Origin of the sequence: Legionella sp. PATHC035, from assembly GCF_026191115.1 — a bacterium.
Taxonomy (GTDB): domain Bacteria; phylum Pseudomonadota; class Gammaproteobacteria; order Legionellales; family Legionellaceae; genus Legionella.
Window position 1 is genome coordinate 3,583,834 of sequence record NZ_JAPHOT010000001.1, and the last position, 19,254, is coordinate 3,603,087.

The window sequence follows — 19,254 nt, forward strand, 5'->3', positions numbered from 1 at the left end:
TTATGAAAAAAATATTAACCGTAATACTTTTAAGTATTTCAACTGCGGTATTTAGTGAAACCCCTGATGTATTGCTGCAAACTAAATTAAATGGAATTCGCTCAATGACTGCTGTGTTTAAACAAGCAGTGAAAGCAAAACAGCGAGTAGTCTCCCGTTCATCAGGAACAATGGCATTACAAAGACCCGGTCGATTTCGTTGGCAAACGGTGCAGCCTATGGCGCAATTAATGGTTGCTGATGGCCAGAAAATTTGGGTTTATGACAAAGATTTGGAGCAAGTAACGGTCAAAACGCAACGAAAAGGTTTAGGGGGTACTGCGGCTTTATTCTTAAGTGGGTATGATAATACGGTTACACGAGATTTTAATGTGACACAAAGTAATGTGGGTAACGACTTGGTTTTTGATCTAAAATCAAAATCATCTAAAGCAAATTTTCAACGAATCAAACTGGTGTTTCGTCAAAATAACCTAACTGGTTTGGAGTTATATGATCAACTGGGCCAAGTGACTACGGTTCAATTATCACAAATTAAAACAAACCCTAAATTGGCAGCTAGTTTGTTTCAATTCAAAACGCCTAAAGGGGTTGACGTGGTTCAGCAATGAGTTTGTTTAACACAACGCCGCAACCACCTCTAGCAGAGCTTTTAAGACCCAAAAATCTCGACGAAGTGATCGGTCAAGGTCATTTATTGGGTGAAGGTAAATCATTGCGACTAAGTTTTTCGAGTAAAAAACTTCACTCAATGATTCTATGGGGACCACCAGGAGTTGGTAAAACAACAATTGCTCGTATTGCTGCTGAAGCGTTTGATAGTGAATGGATAGCGCTTTCTGCGGTGTTTTCGGGGGTTAAGGATATTCGTGCGGCAGTTGAGAAAGCCCAGGATAATCTGGCTCATGGTAAACACACCATTCTGTTCATCGATGAAATTCATCGCTTTAACAAAGCGCAACAAGATGCGCTATTACCTTACACGGAATCCGGTTTAGTCACTTTTATAGGGGCTACAACCGAAAATCCTTCTTTTGAAGTCAATTCTGCTTTGTTGTCACGTGCTCAGGTTTATGTATTAAAATCTTTGACTGATGAAGAATTGAGACAACTGTTTCACAAAGCATATCAAGTGCTTTTATCTCCTCTTCAATTCGATGATGATGCGCTGGAAATGCTTATTGGCTTTGCTGATGGTGACGCTCGACGATTATTGAATAGTCTTGAACAATTACATGCCGCATGTACCGCAATGAATAAAGTGCATGTCACAAAAGGATTTGTGATGAATGCTTTGGCAGAACAAGTCAGACGTTTTGATAAGGGTGGAGAACATTTTTACGATCAAATTTCTGCATTACATAAATCAGTACGTGGTTCTAATCCTGATGCTGCTCTTTATTGGCTCTGCCGTATGTTAGATGGTGGGGTGGATCCCCTTTATTTAGCCCGACGTATTGTACGAATGGCTTGGGAAGATATTGGTTTAGCTGATCCTCGGGCGCTCCAAATAGCAAACGATGCTGCTGAAACGTATGAACGATTAGGTTCTCCGGAAGGAGAGCTTGCGCTAGGACAGGCTGTCATTTATTTGTCAATCGCTGCAAAAAGTAATGCAGGATATGTTGCTTTTAATCAAGCTATGGATTTTGTAAAACGTGATAAATCACGAGAAGTGCCTGTCCATTTGCGTAATGCACCTACGCGGTTAATGAAAAAACTAGGGTATGGAAAAAAGTATCGTTATGCGCATGATGAACCGCATGCATATGCCGCCGGGGAACATTATTTACCTGAAGGAATGGAGGAGCCCGGTTGGTATAAACCGGTACCGCGTGGTTTAGAAATTAAAATTGCAGAGAAACTTGCATTTCTAAAATCGTTGGACGAGAACAATTCTGAGTCATAATCCAGGTATTGGTCGTTCAGGTACCAGATAGCGAATCCGACAATTAGGAGCATAAATGGATTTATAAATCCCCTGGTCCCGCTGCGCATCATCAAGTCTACACGACACAACCTCACATTAATTTTTTCTTGGGGGAGTTGGTGGCATATGATCGAGAAGCGATTTTTTTGAATCTGTTTTAATTTCAAGAGAGGAATTTGGCCAAAGACCAAACACTGTGTTTACTGCTGACTTTAATACATCAAAGTCTCTATGTTGTGCAAAACAAGGATGGGAGCTTGCTAACTTGAGCATGGCTGCCTTGTCCTCAGAAGGTAGTTTGTCCACAATCTTCAAGATACACCGGACTGCATTTGCTCGAAGATCTTTAATTTCTTCTTTTGATGTTAATAATTTCAATGCCGCATCAAATGAATTTAATTGTTTTTTAAACTCAACCAAGTTATTTGTTTCTGCAAAAAATATGGCATCTTTAAGTTTAACTCCAGTCAAATTTGCTCCTGAAAAATTAGCACCTACTAATATTGCTCCATTTAAATTTGCATTGGTTAAGTTGACATTCTGTAGAGTGGCATTAGTAAAATCTGCGCCTACTAGTATCGCCGAAGTTAAATTAGTTCCAGTAAGGTCTGTTCTAATTAAATGTGCGCCTGTTAAATTCGCTTCGGAAAGGTCACAGAAGAATAAACTTGAGAATTGAAAATTTGTAGATGTAAGAGCAGCATTGCGAAAACTTGAATTAAAAATTTGAGATTTTAGAAAATTTGCTTGGCAAAAGTCTGCTTTATTAAAATTACAATGCTGGAAAGAACAATCAGTACAACTCGTTTGTTGAAAACATGATTCGGAAAAATCAACGTAATCGTAGCTGCAATTTTTAAAATCAGCATAAAGGAAATCGCTGTTTTTTACTTTTTCCTTGGCAAGTTTCATATTGAGATAGAGGACTTTGGAAAATTTTTTCTGAGAGTAATCTGGTTTTAGATGGGGCTGAGGAAGCTCTTCTTTCTGTGATTGGTTGGGGGAGGATGCGGGAACGGTTATTTCTTCTTTAGCTTTGATTAAATCTTTACTAAATGACGTAACAAAATCTTTTATGTATTTCTTTTTATCTATAGTGAGTTCGGCACATATATCAAAAGGAAGACCATTAATACGAAGGTTTCCCAGATCAATTCCTCTGGTTTGGGCAATTGCTCGCGCAAGCCAACCATTAACAGCTGCTGTACCTCGGACCAGAAGAATCTCTTTAGAAAGACAGTAAATTAATTCTGCAAGACCTTCTAAAAACTCTTGCTCGGATTTTTGGGGTTTCATGGTCTCTTTTAGTAATTTATCAAGCTCATCTAATTTTTTTTCATAATGTCCCTTGCTCTTAGTACCCCATGCTGCTGATGCTTTGAGTATATGTACTTGTCCATTTGAATCTTGTATGCCCCAGGCAGTAAGTTTCATATCAGAGGGATCTTTAGAGAGTGTTTCATAAATTACAAGGGGGTTTTCTGCATCTTGAGAGATAAACTCATTTGTCCTCAATTGAGTTTGTCCCAATCGTTCATGTGTTTTTTTATCAAATAATTCACTCTGTGAACTAATGAGTTGTGAAATAATACCAAATAGGTTTTCTCCATCACCTTCTTTTAGAAGAAAATCAAGGGCATATACATCCTCATAATTTCGATACTCATTTCTTATCATGCCAAAAAAATTGATGTTTCCCCATGATTTGGATGTCTGCTCTAGCTCTACCGCGATATCAGCTCTTTTTGTTCGAGCAAAATCATATAGCTCTCTTAAAGTGCATCCTTTTTTAACCATCGAAGAAAGTGCTTGCTCTGCTTCAATTGATCGTGCGGTCCACTTCTTTTGATCGGTATTTTCAAACATATTCAATCGGGCTGGTTCCGTGCGTGCCGTTTGTTCTGGTTCAGCCTGTTCGGTTTTGCCTAAGGTCATAAATATCTCGCTCGTTCTACCCATATTTTCATGCTCATTGAGCTTGACGCCAAACAAGAGGAGAACAGATTAAAAAATTAGTGCTACTGTATTAATTATAGATGCAATTCGAAGCAGTGATTTAAACAAGAGCATGGTGGTGGTTAATGAGTCGGATATTATTTTCGATGTAAAAATTTTGTATTTTTGAATAAGTGTTGTTTCAAATGATGCCGCTAAATTTAACAAACTAAATTTTTTACCACTTGTCTTGATATGATATTTTTTAGATGAATTGCAAAAAATGATTTAATTTTCATCAATAAAAAGAAGAAATAGTGATTGATTAATTGCATGATTTTAAATGTATTTTCATTTTAACTTAAATTTGTTACAGTCTTCTTATTAATTATAATAATTTCATCCAGTATGCATTATTCTAATTACCAAACATGTGCAGTAAGACCACACATACCTCTTTCTGAGTGGGATATTTTATCCAGCCTCCCTACGGCTTTGGTAATTATTAATTCTCAGGGGCGTATCGTATGGCTAAATCCGCCAGCTGAGGCAATGTTAGGATATGGACTACTTGATTCCTTATGGCTGGATGTGATTTTACGAGCTTTTGTTCCTCGTGCTGATGACGGCCATGAAGTATCTCTTGCCGATGGTCGCCGTGTGCATGTGGCTATTGCCACCTTGGACAGTTTACCTGGCATATTAGTCAGTTTAACCGATATAACGGCTACAAGAGATTACGAGAAGGCCAAAGAAAATGAAAAGCGTTTGGTCTCAATTGGTACGATGACTGCGCAGCTCGCACATCAAATCAGAACTCCCTTGGCTTCAGCAATGTTATATACAGAACATTTGAATAATCTTCCTGATTTGGATGTTCGTACCCAAAATTGGATACATCGGTTACAAGAATGCCATACCAGTATTGAGCAGCAAATCCAGGACTTATTACTGTTTGCACGGGGTACTACAATCGAGCCAACGCGCATGGATATGAATTATTGGTGTTCGTTACTCGTACAACGCGCTCAACCTTATGTATTAGCGCGTAATGTTACATTCAATGTGAATAATCAGTTAGTTAGCCTTGAATCGTTAATCCATGCAGAGTCATTAATTGGTGCTGTTTTAAACTTGGTGATCAATTCATTGCAATCTGATGCAACAGAAATTAATTTAACACTTGCATCTATGGATGATTCGGGTATACAAATATCAGTAGAGGACAATGGTAAGGGAATGACAGAAGAGGTGAAGAGTCAGGCCTTTTCGCCATTTTATACTACGAAAGCTCAAGGAAATGGATTGGGTTTAGCGGTCGTTTATGCAGTAGTCAAAGCACACGGCGGTCGAGTAAGCCTTGAGTCTACAGAAGGAGTCGGTACACAAGTTAATTTGTTTTTGCCGTAATATGTTGAGTCGTCATCCTGAGTATGGTGAGGCGCTCCTGGGTCGATTATTAGGATTCAAGGAGTACTTTGTCGCCCCGGGATGATATCCTTTTTATAACACTCTGAAAAAGGACTTTTTTATGAGTCATGTTTTAATCGTTGAAGATGATCCAGTATTAAGGGAAGCGCTGGCTGAAACAATGACTATTGCTGGCCATACATATATTACTGCTAAAGATGGCAAGGAAGCTCTAGCACTTCTTGAAATCCATAATCCATCGGTTGTGTTGACCGATATTCGCATGGATGAACTTGACGGAAATCAGCTACTCGCAGAGATTCAAAAAAGACGACTTGGATTGCCTGTGATTTTAATGACCGCTTATGGATCCGTTCAAGATGCTGTGAATGCGCTTCATCATGGGGCAGTAGATTATTTGCAAAAGCCATTTAGTGCTCAGCTATTAACTGAAAAAATCAATCAATACATTAAAGTTGAGTTTGATGAGGATACTGGAGAACCGATTGCCAAAGATCCTAAAAGCCAGGCTTTGCTGACGATGGCATTAAAAGTAGCTCAATCGGATGTTGGTGTGATGATTAGTGGTGAAAGCGGGACAGGAAAAGAGGTTTTGGCCCATTTTATTCATGATCATTCACCGCGAAAAAAACAACCCTTTATTGCTATTAATTGTGCTGCAATTCCCGAGCAAATGCTTGAGGCTACTTTATTTGGTTATGAAAAGGGCTCCTTTACTGGAGCTTATAAATCAACTCCTGGTAAGTTTGAACAAGCGCAGGGAGGGACGTTGCTTCTTGATGAGGTGAGTGAAATGCCCTTAAGCTTACAAGCGAAACTCCTTCGTGTCTTGCAAGAGAAAGAAGTGGAACGTATTGGTGCCAATAAAACAATTAGTTTGGATGTACGCATACTGGCTACAACTAATAGACAACTAAAGGATGAGGTCAAAGCCGGGCGTTTTAGAGAGGATTTGTTTTATCGTCTGAATGTTTTTCCTTTGCAGTGGCACCCTTTACGTGAGAGAAAAAATGATATTATTCCCTTGGCGAACTATTTGATTCGCAAGCATTGTCAGCATAAGCAGCCGGTAGTGCCGGTGATCAGTCCATCAGCTCAGAAGCTGATGTTGGCCTATCCTTGGCCAGGAAATGCGAGAGAACTAGATAACGTAATTCAACGGGCATTAGTATTACAAACCCAAGGTATTATTGAGGCAGAGCATTTACAATTGTCATCGACCACTACTTTGATCCCTGAAACTAGTCCAACTGCTCAGAGTAAAAATTTACAAATTCATGAGTTTGAATTGATTGAAAAAACTTTATTGGAGAATGAAGGGAACAGGCAAAAAGTAGCTGCTTTATTAGGGGTGAGTGAGCGAACATTACGTTATAAACTAGCAAAAATGCGCGAAGAAGGGTATACAGTATAAAAAGTTTTATAGTTTATAGTCTTGGTGAAGGCAGAGCTGGAATCCGGGCTATACATGCAACAGTCTACATGGATAATTAGTAATAATTATGAGGTAAATAGGGATATGAGTGATATTAATACAGTTAACCTGCTAAACCAAATAAAGACAATGTCTGCTAAGGCCGAGGGTGGGATTATTGAAACGGAGAGTAACCCACCTTTTGGTACAGTATTTCAACATGCCTTAAATCAAGTCAACGATTTAAACCAAACTGCGGATGCTTTAAAAACTCGTTTTGAAATGGGTGATCCTAATGTCAGTTTAGGGGATGTAATGATAGCAACCCAAAAGTCCAACTTGGGGCTTGAGGCTACTGTTCGAGTTCGTAACAAAGTGGTGCAAGCATATCAAGACATAATGAATATGCCAGTATAATTAGGAGCTTGATATGGCATTGGCTGATAGTGCATCAACGGTAGCAGCAAAATTTGCAAATCTATCTATTGCCCGACAAATTGGTTTATTAGTAGGCATTGCTGCAAGCATAGCAATTGGTCTAGGGGTGGTGTTATGGTCACGCGATCCGAATTATGTGCCTTTATACACCCAAATGAATGCGCGTGATGCAGCTGAGGTGGTCTCTGCACTGGAACGTAATGGTATTGATTTCAAGATTGACGGGAACAACAGCATGGTTATGGTTGCAGCAGATAACCTGCAAAATGTGCGTCTTAAATTGGCAATGGAAGGATTACCCCGAGAGCCGGTAGGTTCAGAAGAGCTATTTTCCAGTTCCAACGCGTTTAATAGCAGCCAATTTATGGAGAATGCACGTTATAAACAGGCCTTGGAAGCAGAGTTGGCACGTACTATAAGTAAGTTTAATGACATTAAATCAGCCCGAGTCCATCTCGCAATTCCACGCGAGTCCGCTTTTGTCCGTGATGCTCATGAACCCAGTGCTTCTGTATTTCTTGATGTCTATTCTGGTTTGGAGCTGAAAAAACATACGATTGCTGCTATTGTGAATTTAGTTGCATCCAGTATCCCCAACTTATCTGCTAGTCGGGTTACCGTGGTTGATCAGGATGGGCAGTTATTAAATGAGGGGGGTGGACAAACTCTTTTTTCAGATACTGAGCGCTTTCTGGATTACAGACAAAATTTGGAACATCAATATGCGCAAAAGATTCAAGATATTCTAACGCCAATACTGGGTTATGGTCGTGTTAGAGCAAAAGTTTCTGCTGATGTCGACTTTACCAGTTACGAGCAAACCCAAGAAATGTTTAATCCCGAACAGCCTTCTCTACGTAGTGAACAGACTATGGAAGAAAAGCGTAGTGCTTCAAATGATGCGGTAGGTGTCCCTGGCACTTTATCGAATATACCGCAAAATAATCCAGCTCTTGCTCCCAAGAATGCGCCCCCTAAAAATGCACCACCAGCGCAAGCAGCATCTGATTCCAATCAATCCACTGATTTACGTACGCAAAGTACCAAAAATTTCGAGTTGGATAAAACAGTGAGTCATACCAAAAATCAGCCAGGAACAATTAAACGACTCTCTGTAGCCGTTTTGGTTGACAATCGAGCTGTAATGGATGAAAAGACCAAAAAGATGACGAAAACGCCTTTGACCGCAAAGGAAATAGATCAAATTAAATTACTGGTTGCTGATGCCATTGGGTTAAATGCTCAACGAGGTGACAGTTTGAATGTAATCAATTCTGATTTTGTTAAACCCGATCCGATTGCCGCTATTCCTGAGGAGCGTTTTTGGCAGAAAGAGATTTTCTGGTCCATAGTGAAGCAAGCGGCCGCAGCTGTATTTGTCTTAGCACTAATTTTTGGTGTGTTAAGACCCATGCTGAAGACATTAGCAAGTAACCGAAACGTTGTGAGTGTTGCGAGTGATGATCAGCCTATAGGTGATTTAACCTATGATGGGACAATCTCAATCAAAGATGCAAATGATTATGAATCACAATTAAATTTATTACGTCAAGTTGTTGATAAGGAACCCAAACGGGTAGCACAGGTTGTTAAAAATTGGGTTGATCGGGGGTAGTTATGGATGGAATAGAGCGTGCAGCCATATTGTTATTAAGTATGGGTGAAAAAAATGCTGCAGAAGTATTAAGACATCTAGAGCCAAGGCAAGTACAAAAGGTTGGTGTTGCAATGACGACACTCAGTAATGTGACTAAGGCTAAAATGGAAAATGTTTTGGTTGAATTTACCAGTGCGATTGGGGAGCAGACGAGCTTAACAGTAGATACAGAGCATTATTTACGTACAGTACTCATTGAGGCATTGGGATTAGAAAAAGCGACTCCATTTATCGATCGAATTCTTGTATCTGATAAAGACAGTGGCCTTAATCGCTTAAAGTGGTTGGATGGTCGGTTAATTGCTGATGTGATTCGTAACGAACACCCGCAGATTATAGCAACCATATTAATTCACCTGGATAGTGAACAAGCAGCTGAAGTAGTACGCTATTTTAGTGTGGAAAAAAGATCGGAAGTTTTATTACGCATGTGCAATATCGATACGGTTAAGCCCGAGGCGATTTCAGAGCTAGGACAAGTCATTGAAAAGCAACTCAGTGGTCAAAAGGTCAGTAAAACTGCCTCAGTAGGAGGCATTAAGAGTGTTGCGGATGTGATAAACTATTTCGATGGTGCAATGGAAGAAGAAGTGCTGAATAAAATCAAAGATTGGGACGAGGAACTCAGCGAAAAAATCCGTGATAAAATGTTCGTATTTGAGAATTTGGTTGATATGGATGATCGAAGTATGCAAACTTTATTGCGTGATGTGACTCCTGAACAATTAAAATTGGCTTTAAAAGGGACTACTGAACTCACCAAAGAAAAAATATTTTCTAATATGTCCAAACGTGCTGCTGACTTATTGCGTGAAGACATTGAATTACAAGGTCCGGTTAAAGTAGTTGATGTAGAACGGGCTCAACGTGATATATTAGCCATAGCAAAAAGTCTCTCCGAAGAAGGTAAGATTGCACTGGGTTCTAAAGGTGGCGATGAGATGATTTAGTTATAGCTTGCGAGTCCCTACGTCATCTTGAATGAAGCGAGGGATCTTCATGCTGTGGACGGTGTTAGGAGTGGCCGACCTCTGGTTCACTCAGGATGACGGCACTTTATTGTATGATTTCAGGATGATAAGTATATGTCAGATGAATTTGAACCCTTCTTAAAGAAAAAAGGGAGTAATCAAGGGTTTAGTGCTTGGGAATATGAATCAATTCTCAATAATGAAGCGAAGGTAGAAGTCAATGAGGAAGAGCGTTTTCTCGCAGAATGTGAACGATTAAAAAATGAAGCTATCGAAAAAGGTTATGCCGAGGGAATGCAACGGGCGCAGGCTGAAATCGATGAGAAGAGAAAACAGTTTGTGCGTTGGTTTGATATATTAAAAAATCCGGTAAAACTGATCGATGAACAAGTAACACAAGAAATAATTCAAACAGTAATTTGGTTAAGCCAGTATTGTATTGGAGTTGAATTATCTGAACATCCTGATCAATTAAAAAACTTGCTCCATAACATCAAATCCGAATTACCCTCCGTAAAAGCCTACAAAGTACTTGCCATGCATCCTGAAGATGTGAAGTGGGTTCAAAATGAGTTTGGTGAAAAGGACATCGACGGATTACATGAAATTTTAGTAGCAGATCCCGGATTAAGTCGAGGTGATTTTTATCTAAAGGGCGATTATAGCGAATTAGATGGTCGGATACATACTCGTTTAACGACCTTATTTGCCAAATATATAACTGAAGATAAGCCGATTGCACCTAATATAGATCAGGATTGATCGATGAAAATTTACGAGTCTCGTTTGGTTAAAATACTGCCAGAAATTCGCGAAAAAGAGCAACTGGGATTATTGCATTGTGGTCGAATAAGTCGGGCTGTAGGGCTCACCCTAGAGGCCAATGGTTTTAATCAGCCTGTTGGCGCACGTTGTTTTATTACTATCGATGAATCACATAGTATTGAGGCGGAAGTAGTTGGCTTTGGAAATGATCGTGTTTATTTGATGTCCATAGGTGCTATCCAGGGTCTTGCTCCAGGTATGATTATTACGCCAACTGGACGTGTTGCTCAAGTTGAGGTAGGAAATCAACTATTAGGACGGGTTGTCAATGGTTCGGGAGTACTTATAGATGGCGGCCCTCATCTTGAGTTAAATGAAACGTATCCTTTAATCAGCCCCGCCATTAATCCTTTAAAAAGAGCGGTTATTGATACCCCTTTAGATGTGGGCATACGTGCAATTAATGGATTACTTACGGTAGGTCGTGGTCAGCGAATAGGGTTATTTGCCGGCTCGGGAGTAGGAAAATCTGTATTGTTAGGGATGATGACTCGTTTTACCAAAGCAGATGTAATCGTTGTTGGATTGATTGGTGAGCGAGGTAGAGAAGTCAAAGAATTTATTGAAGTAAATTTAGGTTCTGAAGGCTTAAAACGCGCAGTTGTTGTAGCCGCACCAGCAGATGAAAGTCCTCTGATGCGATTACATGGTGCAAAAGTCGCTACAAGCATTGCGGAGTATTTTCGTGATCAAGGCAAACACGTCTTACTCCTCATGGATTCTTTAACTCGTTTTGCGCAAGCACAAAGGGAGATTGCTCTCTCAATAGGTGAAGCACCGGCAACCAAAGGTTATCCACCCTCAGTATTTGCCCAATTACCCAAGCTCGTTGAGCGTGCAGGTAATGGAGAACCAGGAAGTGGTTCGATTACAGCATTTTATACCGTGTTAACTGAAGGTGACGACTTACAAGATCCTATTGCGGATGCCGCGCGCGCTATTTTGGATGGGCATATCGTTTTAAGTCGATCTATTGCTGAAGAAGGACAATATCCTGCTATTGATTTGGAGGCTTCTATTAGTCGAGTAATGCAAACTATAGTATCTGAGCAACAGATTGCTGATATGTTATTATTCAAAAAGAACTTATCACTTTATGAAAAGAATAAAGATTTCATTTTGCTGGGTGCTTATACCAAAGGAAGTGATCCAAATCTTGATAAGGCCATTCAAGCTAGAGATAAAATTCGAGAATACATGGAACAAGGCATGAATGAGCGGTTTGATTTCAAGGAAAGTATCGAGATGTTATCCCATTTAGCCTCATCTTTTGGAGTTAAAGGATGAGTCAGCGACTAGAGCGTTTAAAACAACTTCTACAAATTAAAAAGGACGCAACTCATGCTGCGTACCAGGATCTTTTAAAAGCTCAAGAACAATTTAAACAAAATAAAATGAAACATGAACAACTAGTGAATTATCGACAGGATTACTTAAAGCAAGTTGAGAAAATTGGTGAACAAGGAACGGTGATTGCTCGATTACGGAATCGCATCGATTTTATTAGCCATTTGGATACAGCTTTAATACAATTGAATGCGCATTTGGCTTATTTAGGAAAAGTTCGCGCTAAGGCTGAACTGAATTATAAACAAGCGAAAATTTCTGAAGAAGGAGTGAGTCACTTGGTAGAGCGGGTCAATAAGAGCGAACAGATTAAATTACAGCGCATTGAGCAAAAAGAAAATGATGAGTATGCGCAAAAGCAATGGTATAGTAAAAACATCAATGAGTAATCGAACACGTAGCGTGAACAAAGTACTTAAAAGAATTTGGATTTCTATAGCTGTCTTCATCATTTTTATGGCTGTATTATCCAGCATATTCCGCTCTTTAACCCCTTGGGCAAAAGAATATAAAAGTGATGTAGAGCATCATTTATCCATTTTAATAGGACAACCTGTAACCATTCAAACAATGGAAACAGGTTGGTATTGGTTCCAGCCCGTGCTTAAATTGAATCAGGTCACTTTGGGTGACGATTCCTCACATAATTTTCGTATCAATAAATTGCTAGTGGGCATTAACTTATTTAAATCATTATGGAGTTGGCAGATACAGCCGGGGGTTCTCTATATTGATGATATGCATCTCAATTTGAGAGAAATAGATCATCATTGGTCTATCGATGGTGTTACTACAGACTCAATCAATAGCAGTGATATGACTCCAGAGAAAACCAAACAAATTTTGATCTGGCTATCCCAGCAAGAACATTTAATTATCAGACGCGTTTCAGCTTATTTTCATTTTAGTGACGGGGGATTGATTCCTGTTAATGGTTTAAACATATCAGTAGCAAATAGTAGTGGACATTATAAGTTCAAGGGTGAGGCACGACTTGAACAAACAAGCAGCACTGATTTTCAACTCTTGGGTGATGGATACTTCGACCCTGAGCACGTTGAGGATATTGAAGGACAGTTTTATTTTTCTGCCAAAAATATAGTACCTGCACAGTGGCAAAGTCTATTTCCGAAAGCCACACAACATTTAGAGGGCGGTAAGGGCAATATTAATTTATGGCTTGATGTGCATCATGGTGCAGTGTCTTCAGTACAAGCACAGGTATCCTTTAAGCGACTTGCTTGGCGGCTTTTGAATAATCAACAAAGCCAGCTTATTCAATCATTCTTTGCTAATCTTTCCTGGAAACCTGATACGGCGGGTTGGCAGCTGCATATTGATCCAATCAAATTACGTATTGGTGGCGTGGCTTGGCCTGAGAATCAATTATTAGTTAAATACAATAGGGAACAACAAAGTTACCTATTTTATGTAAAATCACTCATTATTGAATCCTTGTTGTCCAATGCCATTAACTGGCCGAAAAGCATCCAGAGTTTATTGGACATGAAACCACAGGGAGTCTTAAAAGATACTCAGGTTCTTATAACATTAAATGATAATGTTTCAGTTATTCCTCCTATTCCATTTTTTAGTACGGTTGCAAATGAGCACTCACAATCAGAATCCTTAACTGCTCAGGCTGTAAATCCAAATAACATTAATACAATGCAAAAAAGCAAAAGCATGTTTTCCATCAATGACTATTCAATGAATTATTTTCTAACACGCTTTGAGCAGATAGGATGGGATGCCAAAGACAGTATTCCCCAAGTTAGAAATCTTTCTGGAGTGATTAATTGGCAACCTGACCAAGGACGTCTAGAGCTTGATTCCGAAAACACATCGATTAAAGTGAGGGGATATCCTGAGCAAACATTAACCATACTCAATGGCGCCCTTGACTGGAAGGAATTAAGTGATGGCTTACGAATTAGTATGGAGCGATTTGTAATTAACCAACCTGAGTTGACATTAAGTATGCAAGGCGCCGTCGATCAAGTGACTCGCCATTCTGTGGGGCATATTCGTTTTGGTGCAGAGTTTGCTGGCAAAAATTGGCAGCAATGGACCGTGTTTCTACCTAAAAAACACATGAAACCTAAATTGTATCTCTGGCTCAAAAATGATGTGAAACGCATCGCAAATGCTAGTGGAAAAGTGAGAGTTAATGGTTTAGCAAAAGATTTTCCCTTTGATGACAACACAGGCGAATTCGTCATAGAGAGCTATGCGAGCGGAGGGGAGATTGCAATTAATTCCCAATGGAAGGTTGTAAAAGAGATTGATGGATATATTCATTTAAAAAATCGTAACCTAGATATTGATATAGTTCATGCTAATTTTCAGGGGGTACCTACAAAAGATATGCACCTACGCATTGCTGATATAGGTAAGAATAAAGAAAACTTATTGGTAAATGGCACAATTGATTCATCAGTACAAAAAATGATGAATTATGTTTTAGCTTCCCCACTGAAGCACAAGTTATCTCTTTTAAAAATGCTTTCGATTAAAGGTTCAGCCTTACTTAATTTAAGTGTACTCGTTCCGTTATATCCAGAAAATGATGAGGTACTTGCTAAGGGGAATGTAACATTTAAAAAAAATACGATAATGGTCAATTATGAGTTAGCTCAATTTGCTGTACGAAATTTAGCGGGTCATTTGATGTTTAATGAAACTGGAGTAACGGATAGTTACTTGTTCGCTGATATCTTGGGGCACCCAATGAATATCAAAATACAATCAGTTAAATTGCCAAATCCCGCGACAACGATTGCTATTAATGGAAAGTGCTCTGTTGACTCATTGAAGAGTCAATTTAAATTGCCCTTATTCGATCTAGTGGCTGGTTCCTTCGATGCGAATGCTTTATTAAAGTTAAGTGATAAACCTACAGAGGCGGATAGCATTAGTTTTACCAGTTCTTTGGAGGGACTCGATGTTAACTTACCCGCACCTTTGGGTAAAAAATCAAATGCAAAAGCACCCTTAGAGTTAAACCTTGAACTCAAGGCGAAAAAAGTAATTCGTGTTCGCGGTCATTACGACAAACGTTTAAGTTCTGATTTGTTGTTTAAAAATTCCAAGGAAGGTTATGAATTTGATTCTGGGCAATTGCGATTAGGCAGTGAAAATGCTGTAAATCAGAATTTACCTGGACTTTCTGTTGTCGGTAATTTACCAGGATTTGATTTAGAAGAATGGAAAGAAATATACAATCAATTTTCTTCAGAAAAAACCAACAGCTCTATCTTATCTAATTTGCGAATTATCAATGTAACTATAGAGAAATTCGGTTTTTTGAAACAACAATTTAATACAATGGTTGTTAAAGCAAAAATATTACCCAATAAAGATTGGTCTTTTAATTTACAACAAAAAAATATTGCAGCGGATTTAATTTATCATCCACCTGCAAATGAATTAAGCGGCCATGTTCGTTATTTACACTTGGATAAAATTGATACTGCAGGTGATGATCGTGCTGAAGCAACCGAATTTCATCCGAATCAAATACCAAACCTCAATTTACGCATTGACAATTTATCCGTGGGGAAAGTGCAAATTGGTGATTTAACCTTAAAAAGCCAATCGACAGCTGAAAAATGGAAAATGAACTATTGTCAAATCAATTCTCCGGTATATCAGCTTAATGCTCAGGGCGAATGGACTCAAAAAGAGAATTTAAATCAGACTAATCTTGATATAAAACTGAATATTACTAATTTAGCTAAAACGTTAGAACGTTGGAATGTAACACCTGCTGTGCATGCCAAAAAAGGATATATGGAGTTTCATGGTGGTTGGAAAAATAGTGTGGATCAATTTTCTCTTGCGTCTCTTAAAGGAACCATGTATCTACAACTTAAAAATGGAAGAATTACTCATTTAAGCAAGGAGACCGAAGAAAAATTAGATTTGGGTAAATTATTAAGTATCCTCAGCTTGCAGACTATACCGCGACGCTTGCAGCTGGATTTCAGTGATTTAGCTCATCAGGGATATAGTTTTGATATTTTTCAGGGAACTTTCGTTGTGGATAAAGGAATTATGGGGACACAAGACAGCTATCTTGATGGTCCTGTCGCTTATGCAGGCATGAAAGGAGATCTTGATTTGGTCAAACATACTTATGATCTGAATTTGAAAATTTCGCCACACATTACCGCAAGTTTGCCTGTTGTGGCGACTATTGCGGGTGGTCCTGTAGCCGGTGTTGCTGCTTGGGTAGCGAATAAAATTATTAATCAAGGGATGCAAAAAATTTCTGGATACAGTTATAAAATTTCAGGGCCATGGAATGAGCCTGTTGTGCAACAACTTAATATTGTAAAAAAATTAGTAAAAAAGGAAGAGCAGAGCTGAGAAAACTTAGCCCGGATTAGCGCAGTGTAATCCAGGTTTCTATGCAAAGCCCCGAATTACGCTGCGCTAATCCTACGAAGAAGAATTAAATGTTACATCTTATATTTGATCGTTATTGGGATATTTGCTTATTGAAAGATAGCCCAGAAAATACGCCTTACTCTATTACTCGAATGATTTTGAGTGGTGTTTTGTTGGCATTACTGATGACGCTCGAATGGAATTACTCTTATTTTAACTCTTCTGAGGATATGGTAAACAATCTATTTATTTCTATATGCCTAGTCATTTCTTATATTATCTATACTTATTTCATTTTGTATTTTAAAGGATTGACTTCACGACTCATACAAACAGTTACCTCATTATATTGTATCAATATCATCATCCATATATTGGTTATTCCTTTATTGATCCTTACACCTTATTTATCGCTAATTCATTTAAGAAATCCTTTATTTTTATTTATGGGTATTGTCTATTTGTTCTTAAGTCTCGGCTTGTCGGTTTGGCAATTTGTTATTACAGCACATATTTATAAACTCGCATTAAGCACAACAGCGATTCAGTCGGTATTAGCCGCATTCGGTTTAATTGCGGTTAATATTTTAACAGTTTCTTTTTTACAATGAGATTAGGATTATCATGCACATACATATTTTAGGTATAAGCGGAACTTTTATGAGCGCTCTTGCTTTACTGGCACGAGATGCCGGATATAAGGTTACTGGATGTGATGCAAACTGTTATCCTCCAGTAAGTGATTTGCTTGCAGCAAAAGGAATAGCCTGGACTGAAGGCTACGATGATACTACCCTAGCTTTGCAAGCAGATTTGATTATTGTAGGTAATGCAATAAAGAGAGGTATGCCTGTACTTGAAGCAGTTATTGAATCAGGGAAACCCTATACTTCTGGACCACAATGGCTTGCTGAAAATATTTTACCCAGATATCAAGTTATAGCCGTTTCTGGTACCCATGGGAAAACGACGACCACTTCAATGATAGCCTGGATTCTTCATCAAGCAGGTCTTAATCCTGGTTTTTTAATCGGTGGGGTATCATCCGATTTTAAAACGAGCGCATGTCTTGGCTCAGGCAAATGGTTTGTAATTGAAGCAGATGAATACGATAGTGCTTTTTTTGATAAACGTCCCAAGTTTATGCATTATCGGCCCAGAATTGCTATTTTAAATAATCTCGAATTCGACCATGCCGACATTTATCCTGATTTAGCGGCAATCCAATTACAATTTCATTATCTGTTACGAACAATCCCGGCGAGTGGCGTTGCAATTAAACCCCGAGATGATAAAGCTTTGAATGAGGTCATGGCTCGTGGTCAATATTCACGAGTTGAAGATCTTGCTTTGGATGGCAACGCTCAATGGTCAGCACAATTGATCGAAGAGAACGGCTCAGCATTTAAAGTGTTGCATCAGGGGGAAGAGGTGGCGGAGGTTAGATGGCCTTTAATAGGTCGTTTTAATGTGGAAAACGGTTTGGCCGCTCTTGCAGCAAGTGTCAATGCAGGAGTCAGTCCCAAAATCGCTGCTGAGGCGTTAGAACGTTTTACTCCCGTAAAACGTCGTTTGGAGGTGCGCTCGAATAAGCATGGCATCACTGTTTATGATGATTTTGCGCATCATCCTACGGCGATTATGCGAACAGTTGATGCTTTAAAACGAAGTAACCGACATCAACGCATATTTGCAGTATTAGAATTTGCATCGTATACCATGCGTACTGGTGTTCATGCTGATGAAATGGCACATGCATTGAAACCTGTTCACGGTGCCTATGTTTTAGAGCCACATGATTTTAATCTGTATGAAACGCTGAGTAATTGGACCTGCCCTTATAAGATATGTAAAAGCCACGATGAAATAATTAATGAGGTAACGAACATCGTGCAAGAGGGGGATGCTGTTTTAGTTATGAGTAATCGGGGCTTTAATGGGATCCATCAAGGATTAATTAATGCAATTGATGAACGGTTTTCAAGATAAATTGGTGTGGTGCTTTGGTTGTCTGGTGCATTGTGGCCTGGAGTACTGCAGCCTAATTTGGGTATCGACCCGAGTGTAATGAGGGAGTTCCCACAGTAAACACTGTGCTGCTGCGTGGAGATCCCTCATTGCACTCGGGATGATGGAGGACTGAATTATCCTCGAACGCACTGGACATAAAAAATTAGAAAAAAAACTTTCAATTCTTTTTATGTTCAAATAGTTAAATTAATAGTTGCAATATTTTTTATAGGTTGCTATAAAAAATGAAGGCGTTTACATTTTAGGACAAATGACGCGTTGCAGTTATTGCGGGTCACTATTTGCAGGAGGGACGCAATGACAAAGTTTGCCGAATTTCAGCAAAATGCAAAACAAATAGCAGCGTGTTTAGCAAGAACTTATGGACAACATGTGGGGTGTTTAGGATTTTTTTCATTACTCATTCCTAGTCACGCTGACATGAATGATGCAGCTACAATAAGCATGCTGGCTGACAGTTTAGATGAAACATATGAATTAATCCCATATGTTAAACTCGTTAAAAAAGATCCACAGTTAACCCTAGATGATTTCAATGAATTTAGAATAAAGGTTATTATCGGAATATATTTGGTAAAGTGGTTTCAATATAATTCCTCGGTTAGTAATTATCTTCATCATTCTTTAATTGAATTATTTCAAAGTCATTTAGGAGTTCATTCCATTGAGGAGATAGATAGGGATTTTTATGACTCATGTTTGAGCGATCTCAGTTATTATTGCACTTTTGTATATGAGCGGCGCGAAGAAAAAACATATTCTGATCTAAACAAGCAATTAGGAGCAACAATTCAAAAAGACATTCATGAGGCAAAATATTTTTTATGGGACAGAAATTCTTCGTTGTTGTATCAGTTTTGTAGAGGAATCATGGATTCTTGAG

Annotated in this window: 15 protein-coding genes; 14 read left to right on the forward strand and 1 reads right to left on the reverse strand. The window is 38.8% G+C overall.

What is annotated here, in order from left to right; all coding sequences use genetic code 11:
• The first annotated feature begins 2 nt into the window (after positions 1–2).
• Both lolA and OQJ13_RS15560 read left to right on the forward strand, forming a co-directional pair.
• Positions 3–611: an outer membrane lipoprotein chaperone LolA gene (gene lolA, locus OQJ13_RS15555; protein WP_265711760.1), complete on the forward strand. Its 609-nt coding sequence runs from the start codon at positions 3–5 to the stop codon at positions 609–611.
• The gene (locus tag OQJ13_RS15560) at positions 608–1,909 is read left to right on the forward strand and encodes a replication-associated recombination protein A (protein ID WP_265711761.1); all 1,302 of its coding nucleotides are present in this window, start codon (positions 608–610) and stop codon (positions 1,907–1,909) included. Before lolA ends, OQJ13_RS15560 begins: the two co-directional genes overlap by 4 nt.
• A gap of 117 nt (positions 1,910–2,026) precedes the next feature.
• Here OQJ13_RS15560 and OQJ13_RS15565 read toward each other — a convergent pair whose 3' ends face one another.
• On the reverse strand, positions 2,027–3,889 hold the full coding sequence (locus tag OQJ13_RS15565) for a pentapeptide repeat-containing protein (protein WP_265711762.1): 1,863 nt from the start codon (positions 3,887–3,889) through the stop codon (positions 2,027–2,029).
• A 384-nt stretch (positions 3,890–4,273) separates the two neighbouring features.
• Here OQJ13_RS15565 and OQJ13_RS15570 point away from each other — a divergent pair, with 384 nt between their 5' ends.
• The 12 genes from OQJ13_RS15570 to OQJ13_RS15625 all read left to right on the forward strand — a co-directional run bounded on the left by OQJ13_RS15570 (position 4,274) and on the right by OQJ13_RS15625 (position 19,253).
• Complete coding sequence (locus OQJ13_RS15570) at positions 4,274–5,275, forward strand: sensor histidine kinase (protein ID WP_028381859.1); 1,002 nt, start codon at positions 4,274–4,276, stop codon at positions 5,273–5,275.
• Between the two features lie 121 nt (positions 5,276–5,396).
• Positions 5,397–6,710: a sigma-54-dependent transcriptional regulator gene (locus tag OQJ13_RS15575; RefSeq protein WP_265711763.1), complete on the forward strand. Its 1,314-nt coding sequence runs from the start codon at positions 5,397–5,399 to the stop codon at positions 6,708–6,710.
• A 105-nt stretch (positions 6,711–6,815) separates the two neighbouring features.
• Positions 6,816–7,127, forward strand: coding sequence for a flagellar hook-basal body complex protein FliE (gene fliE / locus OQJ13_RS15580; protein ID WP_265711764.1), 312 nt, complete (start codon positions 6,816–6,818; stop codon positions 7,125–7,127).
• Positions 7,128–7,140: 13 nt separating this feature from the next.
• Entirely contained in the window at positions 7,141–8,763 is a 1,623-nt protein-coding gene (fliF, locus tag OQJ13_RS15585) for a flagellar basal-body MS-ring/collar protein FliF (RefSeq protein WP_265711765.1), read from the forward strand.
• Positions 8,764–8,765: 2 nt separating this feature from the next.
• Positions 8,766–9,755: a flagellar motor switch protein FliG gene (gene fliG / locus OQJ13_RS15590; protein WP_265711766.1), complete on the forward strand. Its 990-nt coding sequence runs from the start codon at positions 8,766–8,768 to the stop codon at positions 9,753–9,755.
• Between the two features lie 135 nt (positions 9,756–9,890).
• A complete protein-coding gene (locus tag OQJ13_RS15595) occupies positions 9,891–10,538 on the forward strand; it encodes a flagellar assembly protein FliH (protein ID WP_265711767.1) in 648 nt (215 codons plus the stop codon).
• 3 nt (positions 10,539–10,541) lie between these two features.
• Positions 10,542–11,888: a flagellar protein export ATPase FliI gene (fliI, locus tag OQJ13_RS15600; protein WP_265711768.1), complete on the forward strand. Its 1,347-nt coding sequence runs from the start codon at positions 10,542–10,544 to the stop codon at positions 11,886–11,888.
• On the forward strand, positions 11,885–12,337 hold the full coding sequence (gene fliJ, locus OQJ13_RS15605) for a flagellar export protein FliJ (RefSeq protein ID WP_028381852.1): 453 nt from the start codon (positions 11,885–11,887) through the stop codon (positions 12,335–12,337). Before fliI ends, fliJ begins: the two co-directional genes overlap by 4 nt.
• A complete protein-coding gene (locus tag OQJ13_RS15610; RefSeq protein WP_265711769.1) occupies positions 12,297–16,319 on the forward strand; it encodes a YhdP family protein in 4,023 nt (1,340 codons plus the stop codon). The genes fliJ and OQJ13_RS15610 overlap by 41 nt, the downstream gene beginning before the upstream one ends.
• A gap of 89 nt (positions 16,320–16,408) precedes the next feature.
• A complete protein-coding gene (locus OQJ13_RS15615; RefSeq protein ID WP_265711770.1) occupies positions 16,409–16,951 on the forward strand; it encodes a hypothetical protein in 543 nt (180 codons plus the stop codon).
• Positions 16,952–16,964: 13 nt separating this feature from the next.
• Entirely contained in the window at positions 16,965–18,329 is a 1,365-nt protein-coding gene (gene mpl, locus OQJ13_RS15620) for a UDP-N-acetylmuramate:L-alanyl-gamma-D-glutamyl-meso-diaminopimelate ligase (RefSeq protein WP_265711771.1), read from the forward strand.
• 339 nt (positions 18,330–18,668) lie between these two features.
• Positions 18,669–19,253, forward strand: a complete 585-nt coding sequence (locus OQJ13_RS15625) for a hypothetical protein (protein ID WP_265711773.1) — start codon at positions 18,669–18,671, stop codon at positions 19,251–19,253.
• The last annotated feature ends 1 nt before the right edge of the window (position 19,254 follow it).